The organism is Chryseobacterium mucoviscidosis, from assembly GCF_002177115.1.
Classification (GTDB): domain Bacteria; phylum Bacteroidota; class Bacteroidia; order Flavobacteriales; family Weeksellaceae; genus Chryseobacterium; species Chryseobacterium mucoviscidosis.
In genome coordinates this window covers 71,291-86,490 of sequence record NZ_MVAG01000128.1, presented here as the reverse complement: position 1 = coordinate 86,490, position 15,200 = coordinate 71,291, and the positions used below count along the sequence as shown (strand labels likewise).

The 15,200-nt window shown below is 33.8% G+C and carries 17 protein-coding genes; 15 read left to right on the top strand and 2 right to left on the bottom strand.

Annotated elements, in window-relative coordinates; genetic code table 11:
• The first annotated feature begins 41 nt into the window (after window positions 1–41).
• From B0E34_RS15050 to B0E34_RS15035, 4 genes are read left to right on the top strand one after another with little or no spacing between them, the layout of a single operon-like run.
• A complete protein-coding gene (locus B0E34_RS15050) occupies window positions 42–1,712 on the top strand; it encodes an APC family permease (protein ID WP_087710754.1) in 1,671 nt (556 codons plus the stop codon).
• A 4-nt stretch (window positions 1,713–1,716) separates the two neighbouring features.
• Window positions 1,717–2,328, top strand: a complete 612-nt coding sequence (locus B0E34_RS15045; RefSeq protein ID WP_123956646.1) for a hypothetical protein — start codon at window positions 1,717–1,719, stop codon at window positions 2,326–2,328.
• A 2-nt stretch (window positions 2,329–2,330) separates the two neighbouring features.
• Window positions 2,331–2,669, top strand: a complete 339-nt coding sequence (locus B0E34_RS15040) for an Mpo1-like protein (RefSeq protein ID WP_087710749.1) — start codon at window positions 2,331–2,333, stop codon at window positions 2,667–2,669.
• 55 nt (window positions 2,670–2,724) lie between these two features.
• Complete coding sequence (locus B0E34_RS15035) at window positions 2,725–3,072, top strand: DUF4377 domain-containing protein (RefSeq protein ID WP_087710746.1); 348 nt, start codon at window positions 2,725–2,727, stop codon at window positions 3,070–3,072.
• Window positions 3,073–3,107: 35 nt separating this feature from the next.
• Here the strand turns inward: B0E34_RS15035 and B0E34_RS15030 are convergent, their stop codons facing one another.
• Both B0E34_RS15030 and B0E34_RS15025 read right to left on the bottom strand, forming a co-directional pair.
• Window positions 3,108–4,058, bottom strand: coding sequence for an SPFH domain-containing protein (locus B0E34_RS15030; RefSeq protein ID WP_087710744.1), 951 nt, complete (start codon window positions 4,056–4,058; stop codon window positions 3,108–3,110).
• A 238-nt stretch (window positions 4,059–4,296) separates the two neighbouring features.
• On the bottom strand, window positions 4,297–5,652 hold the full coding sequence (locus B0E34_RS15025) for a deoxyguanosinetriphosphate triphosphohydrolase (protein WP_087710742.1): 1,356 nt from the start codon (window positions 5,650–5,652) through the stop codon (window positions 4,297–4,299).
• Between the two features lie 162 nt (window positions 5,653–5,814).
• On the opposite strand from B0E34_RS15025, the gene B0E34_RS15020 reads away from it, so the two are divergent.
• The 11 genes from B0E34_RS15020 (at window position 5,815) to B0E34_RS14970 (ending at window position 15,136) form a co-directional block, all read left to right on the top strand.
• Window positions 5,815–6,357, top strand: a complete 543-nt coding sequence (locus B0E34_RS15020) for a hypothetical protein (RefSeq protein WP_087710741.1) — start codon at window positions 5,815–5,817, stop codon at window positions 6,355–6,357.
• Window positions 6,358–6,393: 36 nt separating this feature from the next.
• Window positions 6,394–7,455 carry a hypothetical protein gene (locus B0E34_RS15015; RefSeq protein ID WP_087710738.1) on the top strand — a complete coding sequence of 354 codons (1,062 nt, stop codon included), beginning with the start codon at window positions 6,394–6,396 and terminating at the stop codon, window positions 7,453–7,455.
• A gap of 3 nt (window positions 7,456–7,458) precedes the next feature.
• A complete protein-coding gene (locus tag B0E34_RS15010) occupies window positions 7,459–8,193 on the top strand; it encodes an endonuclease (protein WP_087710736.1) in 735 nt (244 codons plus the stop codon).
• Window positions 8,194–8,208: 15 nt separating this feature from the next.
• Window positions 8,209–9,291, top strand: coding sequence for a hypothetical protein (locus tag B0E34_RS15005; RefSeq protein ID WP_087710732.1), 1,083 nt, complete (start codon window positions 8,209–8,211; stop codon window positions 9,289–9,291).
• A 940-nt stretch (window positions 9,292–10,231) separates the two neighbouring features.
• Window positions 10,232–10,948 carry an AAA family ATPase gene (locus B0E34_RS15000; protein WP_087710730.1) on the top strand — a complete coding sequence of 239 codons (717 nt, stop codon included), beginning with the start codon at window positions 10,232–10,234 and terminating at the stop codon, window positions 10,946–10,948.
• Window positions 10,949–10,956: 8 nt separating this feature from the next.
• Window positions 10,957–11,325: a hypothetical protein gene (locus B0E34_RS14995; RefSeq protein WP_087710728.1), complete on the top strand. Its 369-nt coding sequence runs from the start codon at window positions 10,957–10,959 to the stop codon at window positions 11,323–11,325.
• 60 nt (window positions 11,326–11,385) lie between these two features.
• The gene (locus B0E34_RS14990) at window positions 11,386–12,099 is read left to right on the top strand and encodes an ankyrin repeat domain-containing protein (protein ID WP_087710727.1); all 714 of its coding nucleotides are present in this window, start codon (window positions 11,386–11,388) and stop codon (window positions 12,097–12,099) included.
• A 12-nt stretch (window positions 12,100–12,111) separates the two neighbouring features.
• On the top strand, window positions 12,112–12,939 hold the full coding sequence (locus B0E34_RS14985; RefSeq protein ID WP_228423092.1) for a tetratricopeptide repeat protein: 828 nt from the start codon (window positions 12,112–12,114) through the stop codon (window positions 12,937–12,939).
• Between the two features lie 4 nt (window positions 12,940–12,943).
• A complete protein-coding gene (locus tag B0E34_RS14980; protein WP_087710725.1) occupies window positions 12,944–13,831 on the top strand; it encodes an SMI1/KNR4 family protein in 888 nt (295 codons plus the stop codon).
• 98 nt (window positions 13,832–13,929) lie between these two features.
• Entirely contained in the window at window positions 13,930–14,526 is a 597-nt protein-coding gene (locus B0E34_RS14975; RefSeq protein WP_087710723.1) for a hypothetical protein, read from the top strand.
• Between the two features lie 67 nt (window positions 14,527–14,593).
• Window positions 14,594–15,136: a hypothetical protein gene (locus B0E34_RS14970; protein ID WP_087710721.1), complete on the top strand. Its 543-nt coding sequence runs from the start codon at window positions 14,594–14,596 to the stop codon at window positions 15,134–15,136.
• Window positions 15,137–15,200: the final 64 nt, after the last annotated feature.

The following is a 15,200-nucleotide window of genomic DNA, read 5'->3' as shown; positions in this document are numbered from 1 at the left end:
AATAATTACATTTGCTTTTTTCGAATCAAATATAGAATTGAATGAATCAACTTTTTAGAAGAAAAATCTATTCAGATACAGACACATCTACTAGTTTATTGAGGGTTTTGGGTGTTTGGGACATCGTATTTTTTGGTATTGCCGCCATCATCGGAGCCGGAAGTTTCAGCAGTTTGGGCGAAGCCGTCTTCAGAGGAGGTCCCGGTGTGATCTTACTATATTTGATTTGTGGTTTTGCGTGCGGTTTTACAGCACTTTGCTACGCAGAATTTGCGAGCAGGATCCCGACTGCGGGTTCCGCATATACTTATGCTTATGCAAGTTTCGGGGAATTAATTGCCTGGATCATCGGTTGGGCGCTGATTATGGAATATTCTTTCGGAAATATCTATGTTGCCTTTTCGTGGTCCGATTATTTTACAAGTTTCCTGCACCGTTTAGGAATGCATATTCCTGATTATCTTACGTGCAGTTATACCGAAGCTAAGAAAGCTTTTATGAGCGGTTCCGAGAACAAAGAACTTATTAATGCATGGACGAATGCTCCGTTAATCGGAAGTTTAAAATTCATCGTTGATGTTCCGGCTTTGGTCATCAACGGATTGATTACATGGCTGTGTTATGTAGGAGTTAAGGAAAGTAAAAACTTCAATAACGCGTTGGTAATCCTGAAATTAGCGGTGATTGTTTTGGTGATTTTAGTAGGATTGGCTTACATCAATACAGATAACTGGACGCCTTTAAATCCGGAAACTCAGGTTACTTCTTTCATGCCGAATGGTTTTGCGGGGGTAATGAGTGCGGTTTCGGGAGTTTTCTTCGCTTATATCGGGTTTGATGCCTTAAGTGTACTTTCAGAAGAAACAAAAGATCCTCAGAAAACGCTTCCGAAGGGAATGATTATTTCTCTGGTATTGTGTACATTTATTTATATTGCTTTAACGTTGGTTCTTACCGGAATGGTGGATTACAGGAAATTTGACGGCGTTGGAGATCCGCTTTCCTTTATTTTTGAAAAAGGAAACGCCAATGTTGCATGGATGGAGCTTGTCGTGTCGTTTGTAGCGATTGTAGCCATTACAACCGTTCTTTTGGTGTTCCAGATGGGACAGCCGAGAATCTGGTACGCCATGAGCCGTGATGGACTGATGCCGCAGAAATTTCAGGAAGTACATCCGAAATATAAAACACCATCGTTTGCAACTTTAGTTACAGGAATTGTTGTCGGAATTCCGATTTTGTTTACCGATAAATCTTTCATCCTCGATTTCACAAGTATCGGAACTATTTTCGCGTTTGTTTTGGTATGCGCGGGAGTTTTAATGCTTCCGGCAAAAGAAAAGATCAAAGGAAGATTTCACTTGCCTTACGTGAACGGAAAGCTTATTTTCCCTCTTATTTTTATTGGCGGATTAGTGGTTTTCTATTTCTGGCAGCCTGATTTTTTCCATAATTTAATGGACTGGAAAGACCCTAAAGAAGGAGAATTCAGAGCTTCTATTTTCTTTTTTATTCTGGTTAATTTACTGCTTTGTGTATTGGCATTTGTTAAAAATCTATCTCTGATTCCGTTAATCGGTTTAAGCTCATGTTTATATCTTCTTACCGGAATGAGCCATGACAACTGGTTCTGGTTTGGACTGTGGTTTGCTATAGGTTTGGTAATTTATTTCTGCTACGGATACCGAAACAGCAAACTGGGTAAAGCTTAATTGTATGATGAAATATCTGCTTGTTTTTTCGCTTCTGATATTGGGAGGCTGTAAAAAGACATCTGATCATGAAGGCAATTCCCAAAGAAACCGTACAGAAGTAAAACGGAGTTATAAGGAATGTTTAACAGCAATTCATCAAAAGACAGAAGCAGAGAAAAAGCAGTATTTTTTTAAATTTATCAATAATGATGTTCCTCAATTCTGGGCAAAAACGCCATGGTCTTTTGCAGGAACTTCCAGAGAACCGAAGAAGGGAAGTATTGCCTGCGGATATTTTGTAACGAATACTTTATCGGATTACGGTTTTGATATCAACAGAACGTATCTTGCGCAGCAGGCTTCTTCTGTAATGATTAAAAAGCTTTGTACAGAGATAAAATATTTCAGCAAAAGACAGGATCTGGAGCATTATATTTTAGGGAAAAATAAAAATCAGGTATATCTTGTAGGACTGGATTTTCATACAGGTTACATTACCCGCGAAAACAGAGATACTTATTTTATTCATTCCAATTACATCAAGAATGAAGGTGTAATAAAGGAACTGACTAAAAATTCACGTGCATTGAATGCTTCTGAAACTTTTATGATTGGAACTTTAAAGTACAAATGATCATGTCAGAAAGAATTAAAACCTTCAAAGAGTTCTATGAATTTTATCTTACGGAACACAGTAAAACAGGAACCAGAATCTTTCATTTTCTGGGTACATTGCTTGTCTTTTTCGTCATAGGATATGTTATCAGCTCCGGAAAAGAACGGTTTCTCTGGTACGTCCCGATCTTCGGGTACGGATTCGCATGGTTCAGTCATGCAGTGATTGAAAAAAACAGACCTGCAACCTTCAAATATCCGCTCTGGTCGCTGATCTCAGATTTCAGACTTTTTTTCGAACTGCTGATCGGGAAACAGAAGTTTTGGGGAGTTTCAGATAAAAAAACTGCTGAAAAGTAAATTTTAAGATCATTTCACGGCACAGTAATTGCAACCCTGTCCTAAAATTTTATTTATGAAAAATTTCACAACATTTTTAAAAGTAACGTTTTCGGCAATTTTTGTTATGATTCTTACACAATGTACAACTTCTTCCAACGTTGCTGCTGCGAACGAAAAAACATTTATTGTAGGTCCTGAAACCGCAGACTGCACCGGAGTTGCACCCATGAAATGTCTTCAGGTAAAAGAAAACGCTTCAGATTCGTGGACGAATTTTTATACCAATATCGAAGGCTTCACTTATGAACCGGGTTATGAATATGTTTTAAAAGTAAAAACAGAAAAAATAGAAAATCCTCCGGCAGACGGATCTTCCATAAAATATACTTTGGTAAAGCAAATATCTAAAACTAAAAAATAAACAATAAAACCTCCGGAATTTCCGGAGGTTTTGCTTTATCTGTTGCTGTTTGTATTGTGATCGTGATCATTCGGCGGTTTGGGATAATTTCCTTTGGTTGCTTCTCCTACGGTATTGGCAGTGGTCATGGCGGCCACAAGATCATTCAGCATTCCGCTTGCTGCGGTGGGAGAATTGGGCAGTAAAACAAGATTGCTTCTGTTGCTTGCTCCTACGGAATGAAGCGTGTCATAATGCTGCGTTACAACAATAAGAGCAGAGGCTTCGTGAGAGTTGATATTAACGTTGTTCAGCATTCTTACAGATTCTTCCAGACCTTTTGCAATTTCTCTTCTCTGGTCTGCAATACCTTGTCCCTGCAGTTTTTTAGATTCTGCTTCGGCTTTTGCCACGGCTACAATTCTTATTCTCTGGGCTTCAGATTCGTATTCTGCGGCTGTTTTTTCTCTTTCGGCAGCGTTGATTCTGTTCATGGCGTGTTTTACCTGCTCATCCGGATCGATATCTGTAACCAGAGCTTTGATGATATCATATCCGTAACTCTGCATCGCTTCCTGAAGTTCTGCTTTTACAGCGATGGCAATATCATCTTTTTTTAAGAAAACATCATCCAGTTTTAATTTCGGAACTTCGGCTCTTACGACATCAAAAACATATGATGTAATCTGGTCGTGCGGACTTTCAAGCCTGTAAAAAGCATCCGCAACCTGTGTTCTGATAACCTGAAACTGTACGGAAATCTTCATTTTCACAAAAACATTATCCAGAGTCTTCGTATCAATCATTACATCCAGTTGCTGGATTCTGAGGTTCATTCTTTTTGCGATCCTGTCCAGATAAGGGATTTTAAGCTGTAAACCTGCATGACGGACGGAATGGAATTTTCCGAGTCGCTCTACAATTGCCGCGGTTTCCTGTTTCACTGTGAAAAAAGAAGCAAATAAGGTTACCAATCCGATAAAAACAATAATTCCTAAATATGTCATAATTTGATTTTTTTATGGGGTGTAAATTTTTAATTAACTGAAAAACATTTGTCTGTGTTTGTTTAAATATATAAAAAATAATTTAAACGTTACCGCTATGACAATGAACAGTTGATTTGCACGGAGAAAAAAGAAATTTACGGTGAGTTTAGGGCATAAAAAAACTTCAACAATTTTAAATTGAAGAAGTTTCTTATTTTTAAATCCTAATAGTCGTTTTTGTATAACTAAAAAGCAATTACACCGTCATTCCGATATCAATTCCTTTGATTTTCCGGTAAAGATCGGTTGCATAATTATCCGTCATTCCTGAAACAAAATCAATTATGCCCAAAACTTTCTGGTAATCGGTTCCATCGTCGTATACAAACTGTTTAGGTAATAGTTTTAACGCTTTTTTGTCGTAAGATTTTCTTTCATCATGTGATTTTAGAATAGAGGGAATAAAATGATCCAGCAATTCGTACATTACGTTATAACCTGCATTTTCAATTTCCACCACCGCTTTATGGTTGTAGATTTTTTCTATTGAGAAAGATTCAATATCCTGTAAAGCATTATTTTCAGACTTATAAATATCCAGAAGACCTTTTTCTAAATTTCCTTCCAGAATGGTATTAAAGTTATTTTTATAAAGCTCAATCGATTTGTTGATTAATGCATTGATTACTTTGGCTCTTAAATAAGAAATCTGTTCATTTTCATTTCCTATGGAATCCAGCTTGTCTTTTACCCGTTTTATATCGTCTGTTTCAGATTTTACCAATTCAAAAAACAGGTTTTTGCAGTCCGCGGTAGAAACGATTCCCAATCGGTGCGCATCTTCCATGTCGATAATATTGTAACAGATGTCATCTGCAGCTTCAACCAGCCAGACAAAAGGATGTCGCTTAAAAATATAAGGTTCTTCGCTTTCTGAAATTAAATTCGTGCCTTTTGCAATTTCAAGGAAAATATCTTTTTCGTTCTGAAAGAATCCGAACTTTTTACGGTGAATGATTCCTTTCTTTTTAGCAATCGCTTCACACGGATATTTGGCGATACTTGCCAAAGTAGAAAACGTAAGCTGAATTCCTCCCGCATCTTTTCCCTGCTGTTGCTGCGCAAGAACCCTTATTGCATTCGCATTTCCCTCAAAATTCACCAGATCCGCCCATTCTTTTTCATTGAATTTCGGTTTTAAATCAGATTCATTTCTTTCAAAATAACTCGCAATCGCATCTTCTCCGGAATGTCCGAAAGCGGGATTTCCGACATCGTGACACAGACACGCTGCTGCAATAACATTTCCTAAATTATGAAGGTAAAAATTTTTGGAATCTTCTGTAAGATCATTTTTAAATTCGTCATGAATAAACTCACCCATTACACTTCCCAGACTTCTTCCAACGGACGAAACTTCCAGTGAATGCGTTAAACGGTTGTGTACAAAAACACTTCCCGGAAGCGGAAAAACCTGCGTTTTATTCTGCAGTCTCCGGAAAGCCGAAGAGAAAATAATTCTGTCAAAATCCCTCTGAAAATCCGTTCTTGAAGCCTTTGTCTGTGGATTGTTTCCGGTACGCTGATTCGTGAAAATCTGGTTTAAGTTCATCATTTTTCAAAATTACTTCAAATTTTATTTTTTTCGAAAGAATAAGAAGAATTTTTCTGAAAAATATCGTGTTTCCCGCTTTTGTTTTTCCGTAAAATACCTGTGACATTTTGCAGATTTTCATCGTAATTTTAGGATCATTAACTCCAAAAAACTGAAATCATGTCCGAATTTTTTAAACAAATCCTTGGAAGCACGATTGTTACAGGATTTTTCACCGCAATAATTGCTTATTTCTTTCACAAAAGAACAGAAAAATACAATTCCGTTTTGAAAAGGGAATTTGAAGCGTTATCAAAAAAAGATACGGCTTATTTTGAATGGCGGAAAAATACCGTAGAATTGTTGGGGCAGGTTTACATTCATCTGAACCGTTTGAAGCTTGCTTTTCAGAACAAATATTCTAAAATACAGGAATATGACAGATTTTATGAAGATGAAATTATTTTAAAATCCAATCAGCACATCCGAGATCTGCTCATCAATAACGGTCATGCTTTACCACCTGAATTATTGGACGAAGCCACAAAACTGATCGAACATTTCGATGTTTGGTTAACGAAATACCATCAAACAAGAATTTTGGATAAAGATTTTAATTCAAAACAAATTTACGTGGGACCGGATGGTTTCCGCTTTCCTGAAAATGCCGAAAAACTGTTCAAAGAAAAATATGTTGAAATGTTTAATGAATTGCATAAATAAAAAAATTATCAATATTATTGTTCTAAATTTTAATTGATGAAGAAAATCTTTTTGCTGTTATTTCCAGTCTGTTTGTTTTCTCAGGAAAACTGTTTTGATGACGGGCAAAAACATTACCAATCAAGAATGGGTTTTTTAAATAGTACAGATACACGGGAATCTATTCTGTTTAATAATCCTTCACATGTAAAGTTTCAGGAAAACAGAAATAATACGAGTTATGAAAATGATGAAATGTATGGTTTTGGTGACTCACTTTCTCAGGAACTATCTATCAAAAAGCAGGCAGAAAATAAGGAAGGAAAGGAAAAATTTAGTTCTTTTTTTAATAACCAATTTAGCTACATTCAGTTTCAAAAAGAGAAAAATTCTTTGTATGCTTTTGCACAAAATTCTTTTGGCTATTGGCTTTTGGAAATAAAGAATAAAAAATCGAAAGCATATTATATTGGATTCAGTAAGAATACTTTTATCAATCGAAATCAAAAAGAAAAATTCATAAAGGATAATAAACTTTATCTGGATGGAAGTTTCCTTACTGTGAAATCAAAAATTCGGTTTGTAGAAATGGAAGCCGTAAAAGATTATCTAACTTTTGAAGTTAATCTTGATGACATAAAAAAAGATTCTGATAACGACGGATACAATGATTTTTTTGAAAAATTAATTTATTTGAATCCACAATCTAAAGATACTGATGGTGATGGAATTTCTGATTTTGACGATTTAAATCCTCTGCATAAGTCTGAAAAAGGTAAATTTATAAGTCTTTACGAAGAAATTATTGATCTGGATGCAAGCATTTATTGCAATTCGGAAAATCATTATTTGTTTGAATTATACGATTCGGATTGCGAATATTTTCAAAAAGTAAATCCTCAGAAAAGAAGAGTTTTGATTCTTTCAGAAACTCAAGCATATCAACTTAACGATGATTACAGAAGCTTATTGGGCACTTTTTATGGCAGAATAAAAAAAGGATCCGATGAAAAAACATTTTATATCCCTTATTCTGAAAAATCAAGCGGTGGCAGAATAATTGCAGAATTTAAAAATGAAAAATGGTCTATTTTTGAAGACCTGCAATATAAAATTTAAAATATGCCCGAAGGTCCACCGATTGTTCTGATGAAAGAAGATCTGCAGAAATTTGCAGGCGAAAAAGTAATGGAGGTAAAAGGAAATTCGATTACAGAAACTACAGAAATTAAAGATCATATTTTACGCGAAATAAAAACCTTCGGAAAGCAGACGTTTTTAATTTTTGATAAAGCCAATATCCGAATTCATCTGCTGATGTTTGGTTCTTACAGCTTATTTGAAAGAAAAGATCAGGCGCAGAATCTTCGTCTGGGTTTAACCTTTAAGAACGGTGGAATGTATTTTTATACCTGCAATGTAAAAACGGTAAAAGACAAATTCTTAAAAGATATTGATTGGGAAGCCGATATAATGAGTGATCTGTGGAATCCCGAAAAGGCAGAAGAAAGGCTGAAAGCTAATCCTGAAATGATGGTTTGTGATGCTTTGATGGATCAGGATATTTTCGCGGGAGTGGGGAATATTATTAAAAATGAGGCTTTGTTCAGAATTGGAGTTCATCCTGAAACTTTTATTAGAAATTTACCTTCAAAAAAATTAAAGGAACTGATTGCAGAAGCCAGAAATTACAGTTTCGATTTCAAGAAATGGAAAAAAGCGAATGTCCTGAGAAAACATTTTGAAGTGTATCATCAGGAAAAATGCCCAAAATGCGGTCTGGAAATTGTGAAAAAAGATACAGGAAAAGGGAAGAGAACGAGTTTTTTCTGTGAAAAAGATCAGAAATTGTATTAGAAAAATTAATCAGCCATGAAATTCACTTATATTTTAATTCCTCTTGTGTTGTTTTCCTGCAAGCAGTATGAAATTGATAGAAACTGTTTTGAAAGCGAAAATAAAAAAGAATCTCAATACAAAGAGTTTGAGTTGGATCAACCTGAAACCATTATCAAATCCAATCCGAAACATGTAAAATTTTCTGTCGATGCAAACGTTAAAAGTTTTGAGGAAGAACAGGATGAAATTAACAGTAATTTCTTTGATGAAAAGGAAAGCAAAAAGCGGATGGATGAATATGACCTGAAATTTTCTGAACTGGAGAAAAATTTTGGTGATCAGTTTTATTATAAAAATATTCAGAAAGAAAATGGTCTGATCTACGGAATTGGTGAAAACCAGTTCGGATACTGGCTTCTTGAAATTAAAAACAATATTCCCAATGCTTATTATCTGGGGTTGAGTAAGTTTACCTATCTTAATGAAAAGCAGCCTGAAATTTTTGTTTTCGGTAATAAAATAATACTTTCCGGAAGTTTTGTAAGAATAAGCGAAAATTGGGGATATCCCGAATTTCCATCAAAAGAGGCAGTAAAAGACAGGCTGGTTTTTGAAATTGATCTGAAAGAAGTTTTAAAAGACAGCGATAAAGACCGCTTTAATGACCTGTTTGAAAAATTGGTTTTGTTAAATCCGGATTCATCAGATACGGATAAAGACGGAATAAGTGATTTTACCGATAAAAATCCCCTGTACAAATCTGAAAAATCAAAGTTTTCGGATCTGTATTCTCAAATTGTTGACATGGATTACGAACAGTTTCATTTCTCTGAAAGCCATTACTTTTTCACAGGATATTTTTCTGACTGCGATTATTTTCAAAAGATGAATCCGGAAAGTATAAAAGTTCTTATTTATCCTGAAAAAGAACAGTTTCATTTAGAATCAGATTATCGTCTCGGAATGTTTCCTGATTATATCGGAAAGATTAAAAAAACCGATGATAAAGAACGGTTTCTGATCGATTACGGAAGTGGTGCGGGCGGCGGATTTATAGAAGCTGTTTTCAAAAGCGGTAAATGGACATTAAAAAAGACACAGACGATCGTAATTTGATTTATCAATCTCTGGATCTGATTCCTCTTTATAATTGAGTGAGTTTATATATTCCGCTTTTATCATTTTCTTATACTATCCGGAAAAAATTTTGGGAAATAATTATTTTTCTTCAAAATTTCTGTTATGTTAACAGAAAATCAGAAAAAATACTATCATTTTTCGTCCTGAAAAAAGCTGTTTTTTTTCTTTAATCTAAAAATTTTTATTCAAAAAAAAATATTCTAAAATGTGCCTTGTAGAGTTTCTATGCTAACATTTCTTAATATTGCGGAGGTTAAATATCAAAAATAAGTGAGATATTATTGTCCCCGAAAATGTTATTATGTATTGCATTTTTTCTTTTTTGGATTATCAACTTTTAAATACAAGCTGTGAAATAATTAACAGATCAATAATTTTTTACATATAAATCAAAAAAAGCCTTATTATTTTTTCATTTTTATATTAATTATTTGTAAACTATTTTTATCTAAATCTTAAACAAAAACCATTTAAAACACTGATATACATCATGATTATTTATTTTGGAACATTGTTTGAAAGTCGTAATATTGCAAATGTAAAATTGATAATAAATAGTCAAATAATTAAAAATTAAACAAAATGATCACTTACATCGGAATTGCAACATGTTTAGTAGTATTCGCCTCTTATTTTGCAGCAGCAAGAAGAGAAAGAAACTAATTTAGAAAGTTCTGATCTGGAGAAATTCAGTTCCTGAACAAAAAGACGAAATTATATTGTTATATGTTTTCAATCTGCAAAGATTGACTGCTCTTTTACTCAGCGTGAGTAAAAGGGCACAAAAAACATAGGACAAGATTTTACACTAAGGAAGACAAATTTTAATTTTTATAATAGCCGATAGAAAGTCGAACATTCATTTGTTCGGCTTTTTTGTTGGATAACCTTTATCTTTGCACATAATTTCAGCAAAATGAATCTGTACAATCTTATTATTCAAGACAAAGAAGAAGTTAGCCTTAATGATGTTTTCCTTGATCCCCAAAATAAAGAACAGCTTGTACAGCTTATTAAAGAAAATACATTTTCCAAAGAGCTTCTGGAATACGGACTTCCGGTAAACAACAAAATTCTTTTTCAGGGAAGTTCCGGCTGCGGAAAAACAATGACGGCAAAAGCCATTGCCAATGCTTTGGGAAAAAGCATTATTATCCTCAATTTAAGCAATATCGTTTCCTCCAGAATCGGGGAAACTTCCCAGAATATTAAAATGATCTTTGATAAAGCGGCAAGAGAAAGATCCGTCCTGTTCCTCGATGAGCTCGACCAGATAGGAAAAGCAAGAGGGAGCGACGATAAAGATGTGGGCGAAATGAGACGTCTCGTAAATACTCTTATTCAGTTGATTGATTATTTTCCGGAAAATGCCCTGCTTTTGTGTGCGACAAACCATCCTGAAATCATTGACACGGCTTTATTAAGACGTTTTCAGCTTAGAATAGATTATGCATTGCCTTCAAAACAATTTTTAGATGATTTTTACGACGATTTGCTTAAAAAATTTCCGACAGATTTAAGAAATATAGACAGGAAATATGATGTTTCTTTTGCTGAGGCGAAAGATCATGCTTTTACGGTGGTGAAAGGGAATTTGATTAAATCATTGGAAGCTAAAGCTGAAAAGGTATAGTTTGCTAAATGAAATCAGGATTTTTTTTAGTTTTTCTGATGTTTTTGCTTTCGTGCTCTGAAAAATATAGTGGAGAAATTACTTTTAAAAACTGTAAAGTCAACTATCCTTTACATGATGAGGAAAAAGAAAGAAAAATTAATGATGAAGCTGTTACAAATCAATGGAAGTATGAGTCTGCTTTGCGCGAATTAGCACTTTGTTTGTGTGATGAATACGATCGGAAACCTACTAAGGAAATCAAAGATAAGATTATTGAAATCTACAAGTATAAATTCGAATATTATAACAGAAATGATTCTTTTGAGAAAATAAATTTTGATTCTATTTTAATGAATAGGAAAAGAATTTTTGATCCGGCAATGATCATTGATTAATAAGATATTGTTTTATATTTGGAAATTATAAATTTAAATTTCAAATAAAACTTTAACCTTATGAAAACCAAAAGCCTGTTTGTCGCTTTATCTCTATTTACGTTCAGCTCTGTATTTTCTCAAAAAATCTTTAATGCTATTGAAAGTCAGGATATCGAAAAGATAACAAAATTATTAGAGAAAGGAGAAAATATAAATCAAAAATCAAAAGAGGGTATAACGCCTTTATATTCTGCAGTCGGAACAGGAAACGTAAAACTTGTTGAACTTTTAATAAAAAAAGGCGCCGATGTTAATGTGCCTTTAGAAAGCACTGCCACTCCGCTGAATTTTGCTTCTCAGGAAGGATTTATAAAAATTGTAGAATTACTTCTAAGCAATAAAGCAAATCCAAATTTTCAGGATGTTAACGGATGGACTGCATTACGTTTTGCCACAAGAAATAACAGACTTGAGGTGGTAAAACTTCTAGTCGAAAATAAAGCTACGGTAGACTCCAGAGCAAAAGATCTTGCAACACCTTTCGCAAGCGCAATCAGCAAAGGCTATTTAAACATCGCGGAATATCTTATAAAAAACGGCGCCGATATTAATAATATCGATGCTGATCATGAAACCCCGATTATGTACTGTGCTCAGGGTGGAAATTTGGAAACGGTAAAATTTCTGCTTCAATATAAACCTGATTTAACAATTAAAAATAAGGACGGCAAAACAGCTTTGGATATGGCAAAAGAGAAAAATAACGCAGAAATTGTTAAGCTTCTACAGTAAAAAATAATATAAATGTTGAAAAAAACAATCCTTATTTTCGGGTATGTTCTTTTAATTTTCAATTCCTGCCAAAATAAATCAGAGGAAACAAAATCTGCGACAAATGATATTGTTTTTAAAGATAAAGCAGGTCACATGATTACGAAAAGCGAATTAGAAAATACAACAGGAAAAATAGATTATGAAATTATGGATAATAAAAATATTGATCCAACAGCAAGAAAACTGCATACAGAAGCTAGAGAACTCGGGCAGTCAGGAAAGTATGATCTTGCCATTGCGAAACTTGAAGAAGCCATAAAAATTCAACCCGACTGGTCATATCCTATCTATGATCTTGCTTTTACATATTTTTTAAAAGGAGATTTCGATAATGCTTTAAAATTTTATAAAAAAACTGATGATCTTTCACCCAAAGGATTTTTCACTACAAAAACAGCTTTATACACTCTTCAGGGTGAACAATCGGGAAAATTTCCTAAAGGTCTCTATTTAGCTTATCTGCAAATAGAATGGACGGATGATAAGGAACAGAAATTAGAAATTACCAAAACCCTGACCGAAAAAGTTCCTGATTTTGCTCCTGCATGGAAAGAGCTTGCTAATCTTATGGATAACAAAGCAGAAAAGTTTAACGCTATTGAACAAGGTCTGTTAAAAAATCCTGATGCAGATACCAAAGGAATTCTGGAAATAAATAAGGCAATTTTACTAGACCAAAATGGAAAGAAGGAAGAAGCCAAAAACCTTTTAGGACATCTTATTTTTTCATCTGATGCTACAACAGCCAATATTCAGCTTGCAAAATTCACTCTAAACTCAATAACTGAAAAAAAATAGCGAAATGGAATTAAAATTGATCAGAAAAGAAATCGAAGGCAGACAGATTGAAGTATATACAGAGTCGAAAAAATTTATCCTTGCCGGTAAAAAAGGGGATGTTAAAAATAGGCTTGAGAATTCTGGAGCCATAGTGAAAAAATTTAATAAAGAACAGGATGTTTATTTGCTGATCGGTCGCGATTTCTTTGTTTCCGGTAATTACAGTTACATCAACCGCAACTATCTTTTTGAAGATGAACTGCTGGAAAATCACTTGTCACTCAGCTTTTTCCCGAATCTTAAAAGAGATTTCTACAATATGATCCGTGGTCTGCTTCAGCGCGAAGATCTGTACATTCATTATTTTTCGATCGGAAAACCTTTAAGCAATGAGGATTTCGACAAATATGAGAAAAAATTAAAAAGGAAAATTCCTTCTGCTGTCAAAGAGTTTTACAGCCAATTCGGTCACATTCAAATTTTATGGGATTACAAGGAACCTTACGTGGACAGAAGAGTAAGAGCGGGTAAAGTTTGGAATTTAGATGCTTATGACAATCATATCGGATCCATTCAGATACTGCCTTTAAAAACGGTTTTGTTTGAAAAATGGGAAGAGCATTTCGACGTTGATGATGACCTGAAAATATTTGATTTTTATTCGGAATACAATATGATTGCTTTAGATCTTAATTCTGATGACGATCCAACTGTGTATAAAGGAGATAACTATGGCAATTCTTTTACAGACCATTCTACAATGAGCTTTACTGATTATGTTTCTTTAACTTTAAATCTCCATGGTTTGAGAGAAAGAGGAGGTTATTTTGTACATTTTTCCAGCAATAATAATTCAAAGACCAAATTAGGAGATGCGATTAAAAAATCATCTGAAATACCTTCACGATAAATTGAAAATCTTAGAATTATATAAAAGTTTTCATTAAATAATAGCTGAAATTAAACATTTTTAATACTTTAGGGCTCTAAATTTAAAACTAATATACCATGGCAATCAATTTTGCATCAGAAGAAGAGAAAAACGGTTTCTGGGAACTTTCCAATACCATTCAGGCAGGAAACTATGGAGAAGCTTTAAACCTTTCTAAAAATTTACTCGAAAAATTTCCCGACAATAAAGCCATCTACCATAACCAGATCGGCGCAATGATTTATCTTTCCAAGAATGATTACTGGGGTGCAACATCGCACTATACCAAAGCTTTAGAATATGGTTTCGACGCGGAAGCCTGTGAAGAAAACATCTGGGAATCTGCGGTAGATTCTTATAAATTTCTTATTGACAGTGAAGAAGGTTTCTGTTCGCTGATGATTAAAGATACGCACGAATTTATTGCCGCCAATGATTTGGTTCAAAAATACGAAAGTCTTTTCCCGAATGGAAAATATGCAGATGAAGCTAAAGAACTCAATTACATTTTTAATTTGACAAAGGAATTGCAGGGAAACAATAATTATACTTCTTCGGCATTGAAGCAAAACTATTCGGAAAACTATCCGGATGGAAAACACGGCGAAGTGATGACGGCTTTGTGTGAAATTGTAGATAGGAATATTAATTACGGATTGCTCCATTTTCATTGATAAACTCCCTTTCAGGATGAAAGGGAGTTTAATATTTATCAAAAAATAATTTTTAAACCTTACATGAATGAAAACAATTTTAACAAACAGAATATCATTCGGAATTGGTGAATCTTTTTCAACAATATTTCTAATATTATTTCTTCTATCTATTTGTGTTTTTATATATCGAGTTTCGAAAAATAAGCAGAATGAAAAATATAAATTTACACTTGTTTCTCTTTCTTTACTATTAACCTTACATTTGATTATTTTTCCTTTTATATATACCTTAATGCTCAAAAATAACCCAGCCAGTTTTGAGTTTAAAACTACTATTCACACCAATCAAAAAAAGATAGTTCTTAATGAGTGGATTAATGATTCGCGGTCTCTTCCACATGAGATTAAAGATCTTGAAGAGATTAAACTTTCGAATTATAGTATTTTAAAAATGCAAATAAAGGAATTAAAGCGATTAACTTTTACAAGAGATTATGTAATTCACTGCGACGTTAATTTCAATATCCGACGAGATTTCGTGGGAACTATTTATATATTTAATAAAGAAGGAGTTTTAAAAAACAAATTGGATACATTTTGGAAGTCGAGAAGAAATAGATTCAACTAAATTTGAAAGTGTCTTAAACAATAATATTAACTATCTTAAAAATGAACTTCAATATTATAAAGTA

What these genes read in the sequence shown, in the direction of transcription:
- B0E34_RS15040 (WP_087710749.1), top strand. Translation starts at nt 2,331, where the DNA reads ATGTCAGAAAGAATTAAAACCTTCAAAGAGTTCTATGAATTTTATCTT.
- B0E34_RS15045 (WP_123956646.1), top strand. Translation starts at nt 1,717, where the DNA reads ATGATGAAATATCTGCTTGTTTTTTCGCTTCTGATATTGGGAGGCTGT.
- B0E34_RS14995 (WP_087710728.1), top strand. Translation starts at nt 10,957, where the DNA reads ATGAAATCAGGATTTTTTTTAGTTTTTCTGATGTTTTTGCTTTCGTGC.
- B0E34_RS14990 (WP_087710727.1), top strand. Translation starts at nt 11,386, where the DNA reads ATGAAAACCAAAAGCCTGTTTGTCGCTTTATCTCTATTTACGTTCAGC.
- B0E34_RS15020 (WP_087710741.1), top strand. Translation starts at nt 5,815, where the DNA reads ATGTCCGAATTTTTTAAACAAATCCTTGGAAGCACGATTGTTACAGGA.
- B0E34_RS15025 (WP_087710742.1), bottom strand. Translation starts at nt 5,652, where the DNA reads ATGAACTTAAACCAGATTTTCACGAATCAGCGTACCGGAAACAATCCA.
- B0E34_RS14975 (WP_087710723.1), top strand. Translation starts at nt 13,930, where the DNA reads ATGGCAATCAATTTTGCATCAGAAGAAGAGAAAAACGGTTTCTGGGAA.
- B0E34_RS15015 (WP_087710738.1), top strand. Translation starts at nt 6,394, where the DNA reads ATGAAGAAAATCTTTTTGCTGTTATTTCCAGTCTGTTTGTTTTCTCAG.
- B0E34_RS15000 (WP_087710730.1), top strand. Translation starts at nt 10,232, where the DNA reads ATGAATCTGTACAATCTTATTATTCAAGACAAAGAAGAAGTTAGCCTT.
- B0E34_RS15050 (WP_087710754.1), top strand. Translation starts at nt 42, where the DNA reads ATGAATCAACTTTTTAGAAGAAAAATCTATTCAGATACAGACACATCT.
- B0E34_RS15030 (WP_087710744.1), bottom strand. Translation starts at nt 4,058, where the DNA reads ATGACATATTTAGGAATTATTGTTTTTATCGGATTGGTAACCTTATTT.
- B0E34_RS14985 (WP_228423092.1), top strand. Translation starts at nt 12,112, where the DNA reads ATGTTGAAAAAAACAATCCTTATTTTCGGGTATGTTCTTTTAATTTTC.
- B0E34_RS15035 (WP_087710746.1), top strand. Translation starts at nt 2,725, where the DNA reads ATGAAAAATTTCACAACATTTTTAAAAGTAACGTTTTCGGCAATTTTT.
- B0E34_RS14970 (WP_087710721.1), top strand. Translation starts at nt 14,594, where the DNA reads ATGAAAACAATTTTAACAAACAGAATATCATTCGGAATTGGTGAATCT.
- B0E34_RS15010 (WP_087710736.1), top strand. Translation starts at nt 7,459, where the DNA reads ATGCCCGAAGGTCCACCGATTGTTCTGATGAAAGAAGATCTGCAGAAA.
- B0E34_RS15005 (WP_087710732.1), top strand. Translation starts at nt 8,209, where the DNA reads ATGAAATTCACTTATATTTTAATTCCTCTTGTGTTGTTTTCCTGCAAG.
- B0E34_RS14980 (WP_087710725.1), top strand. Translation starts at nt 12,944, where the DNA reads ATGGAATTAAAATTGATCAGAAAAGAAATCGAAGGCAGACAGATTGAA.